The organism is Lutispora sp., assembly GCF_041687175.1.
Lineage (GTDB): Bacteria > Bacillota > Clostridia > Lutisporales > Lutisporaceae > Lutispora.
On the sequence record NZ_JAWLCK010000208.1, the window covers coordinates 1 to 3,140 of the forward strand.

Annotated in this window: 5 protein-coding genes and 1 pseudogene; all 6 read left to right on the top strand. The window is 34.3% G+C overall.

Features of this window, described 5'->3' with window-relative positions; translation table 11 throughout:
• Window positions 1-536: 536 nt before the first annotated feature.
• The 6 genes and pseudogenes from ACESM9_RS15315 (at window position 537) to ACESM9_RS15340 (ending at window position 3,051) form a co-directional block, all read left to right on the top strand.
• Window positions 537-860, top strand: a complete 324-nt coding sequence (locus ACESM9_RS15315; protein ID WP_373000705.1) for a hypothetical protein — start codon at window positions 537-539, stop codon at window positions 858-860.
• Window positions 823-954 carry a stalk domain-containing protein gene (locus tag ACESM9_RS15320; protein WP_373000708.1) on the top strand — a complete coding sequence of 44 codons (132 nt, stop codon included), beginning with the start codon at window positions 823-825 and terminating at the stop codon, window positions 952-954. Before ACESM9_RS15315 ends, ACESM9_RS15320 begins: the two co-directional genes overlap by 38 nt.
• A 7-nt stretch (window positions 955-961) precedes the next feature.
• Window positions 962-1,207 (top strand): annotated as a pseudogene (locus ACESM9_RS15325) (CAP domain-containing protein); the annotation flags it as partial.
• Window positions 1,208-1,809: 602 nt separating this feature from the next.
• Window positions 1,810-1,932, top strand: a complete 123-nt coding sequence (locus tag ACESM9_RS15330; protein ID WP_373000711.1) for a hypothetical protein — start codon at window positions 1,810-1,812, stop codon at window positions 1,930-1,932.
• A gap of 135 nt (window positions 1,933-2,067) precedes the next feature.
• On the top strand, window positions 2,068-2,646 hold the full coding sequence (locus ACESM9_RS15335) for a flavin reductase family protein (protein ID WP_373000717.1): 579 nt from the start codon (window positions 2,068-2,070) through the stop codon (window positions 2,644-2,646).
• A 129-nt stretch (window positions 2,647-2,775) separates the two neighbouring features.
• Window positions 2,776-3,051 (top strand): iron chaperone, encoded by a 276-nt coding sequence (locus ACESM9_RS15340; RefSeq protein ID WP_373000714.1) that lies wholly within the window; start codon window positions 2,776-2,778, stop codon window positions 3,049-3,051.
• Window positions 3,052-3,140 lie beyond the last annotated feature (89 nt).

A 3,140-nucleotide genomic window follows, 5' to 3' on the forward strand; every position in this document is an offset into this window, starting at 1 on the left:
TCATCATCTAAACCGGTACATGACTATATGACTGACTGGTATATCTTAATAGATGAGACATATGCATCATCTGATACAGAAAAAGCAGTAACAACAACATCTGAGACTGAAAACTGACACAATAAGCATCTTTGCAAGCAAGAACTATGTAGAAGAATAGAAGTGGAAAAACAATATAAGGGTACTTGGTAGATTCGTATTCCAAGTACCCTTATATTCTTTATACTTTAGCTAAACACTCTCCTTAGTGATTTGATACAGAGAGACTTCTGTAATAAAGTAATCATCTGAATATGTACTAAATCTACCCTTAAACTGGCAGGTTTTCTGCTTTATTCTATTACAAGAATATATGTGGTAAAATTTATATATCGCATATTTGAAATGCATTATTAATAATTATACTTGAAGCATGTAATTTTAACATAAAGCAATAGGCTATGCATGATTTTTGAAAATTCATTGTTGAATGGAATAGGGAGGGGGAGTTTTAAAATAAAAAATTGTTATTTATTTTTGTGATTTTTTACATTTATATGCCTGCATGCATACATTCTCGGGAAGATTCGTATTTTGAGTATATTACAGAGGGTAATACTGCCGTAATTACAGGTTTGAAACCTGATGCTAAAGGCTTGAAAGTTCTTGAAATTCCGTCTGTGATAGATGGTTTTAACGTAGTAGGGTTAGGTGAAGAGGCTTTTTCATATATGGATGGTGTTGAAGCTTTTGAGGTCGATCCTCAAAACGCTTATTATGCTTCAGAAGATGGTGTGCTATTCAGTAAAGATAAAAAAGTATTGCTAGACTATCCACACTTTTGTGCCTCTACGTGCTGTTTCAGAAGCCCTTGGTGCTGAAGTAAACTGGAATAATAATACTAAAACTATATATATTGATACTTCAGAAGAATTATCTTTATCCCTTAGTAATGGAAAGACGGTTGTAATTTGATGCAACAAATGCTTTTCGCGCTAATTACGGATTAAAGCCATTAATATGGGATGAATATGCAGCAGATGCTGCCCAAAGGCATAGCCAGGATATGGCGGATAATGACTATTTTTCTCATACATCATTAGATGGCAGAAGTGGGATTGACAGATACTTGGATATTAAAAAAGTTTCATGGAGACAATGGGGAGAAAACATTTCGGCAGGTAGAATGTATGGAGTTGATTCTTACTATAACTCCTATATGACATAATTTTTTATAACTTATTAGTTTTCTGCTAATCAAATCTATACTCGAATGTATCAGGATTGCACTTGCAAGTTATTTTTACATTTATTAGAATAAACGCAGCGGTAAGGGAAATTATGTCTTTCTAAAAAACCAAAGAAAGGGGCTTTGCAAGAATGGTGGGATTTAATGCGTTTAATTATAGCGCAAATGCTGTATGTTTCAAGAAAAAAGAGCGTAAATATGGAATGATTTGGTCTTGGGCAACTCAAGTTGATTACGATAAAATTGTGATGCTTTTAGGTGCTCAAATTCTGCAATATTAATCAATAACGCCAGTGTCAATATGGTAGTTGAAGTAATCAATGTTCTCCATTTGACCGGAATAGAGGAAGATAATTTGGTGTATGGATTAATAAAATCATATAACCAAAGTGGTGCAGTTATGATGACTATTTAATAATTAAACCATGTTCCTGCTTGCTTGCAGACATTTATTACGATAAGCTTAAAGAGATTGTAAAAATTGGTGAATTAATAGCCGTTGAAAAAGAACCGACACCTATAGAATATAGAATGTACGTTAAGGAACAAGATAAAAAGCAAAAGCTGTCTTATAATTAAGATTGAACAAGAGCATAAGTAATTTGACTTGGAACATGACTGAAAATATTATACTGATAAGACAGAATCTTGAAGCAGGCGGTGTCGATGAAGTCAGCATTGAAGACGTGAAAGTGTACTGTTAAGAAAAACTGTTGGATTAAATGACGAAAGAATTGGGGAGAGCGAAATATCTATGCAAGCCTGTTAGACAAATCTATATTCCAAAGATAGATAGTGAGTGCGTAACATAGGGTTGGTATAAATACATTAAGGAAAGGATTGAATTTTATGAAAAAGCGTTCGTTGGCACCGCAGAGAGGTTTTTTCCACAGCCATCCTATTTAATCGGTACATATAAAGATGATGGGAATCCTAATTTTGCTTTGATCACATTTGTAACGTTTTGTTCGGTGAATCCGCCAATGTTGATGTTTGCTTCAAGGGGAAACAAGCTTACACGTGAACTTGTTGAGAAAAATAAAGTTTTTTCTGCAAATCTTGTTACTGCTAATATGATGTACATGGCGGATTACTTTGGAAATATTTCAGGATATGAAAAGAATAAATGTGAAGAAATTGGGGTTAGGTATAACAACGGTCAAGTCTTGAATGTTCCCATTTTAGATGAATCACCATGGGTATATGAATGTGAGCTTATAGAGTTTAAAAGCGCCGGGGACGGATTCATATACATTGGCAAAATTAAAAATATACAGGTAGACGATGAAATTATGGATACATCCTATGGAAAAATTGACATGCTTTCATTAGATCCACTGATTTATGCACCTGGACATTATTATCGGTTGTCTTCCAAGGTTGGTGAGGTCGGATATTCTAAAAAGCAATCGGAATAGCCGTCAAAGTAATTGACACTCCAGACGGTGGTGCCATCACAATTATGAAGAGCGAAAATGGTGCAAGCGTTGAGTTAATAGGAAATAAAAATTATTAATTGGATCCAAACGGAGTTCGCATTTGCTTGATTGAGCATACGAGGAGAAATCAAGTGGAATCAACCAATGTTCACTGATCATGGAACATTTATAATTGCCTTTAGCATTGCTAAGGGACACATATCTGTTGCACCTGAAGCAGTAGTTATTAAGCAGTTTGAAAAGGAAATTGAAGAAGCTGGATACTCTCATACAAAGGAACTGTTTAGAATCAAATGGACTGATAAGGTAGATTATGATTCGCTGAGAAAAATAGTTGCGTATAACATTGAAAGTAAAAAAGACATGGTAAAATTTTGGAGATGAGATAAATATGATAATCCGAAAATATAGACCAAGTGACTGTGCTTCAATGGCGAAGCTGTTTTATGATACTGTACATACAATTAATGCTA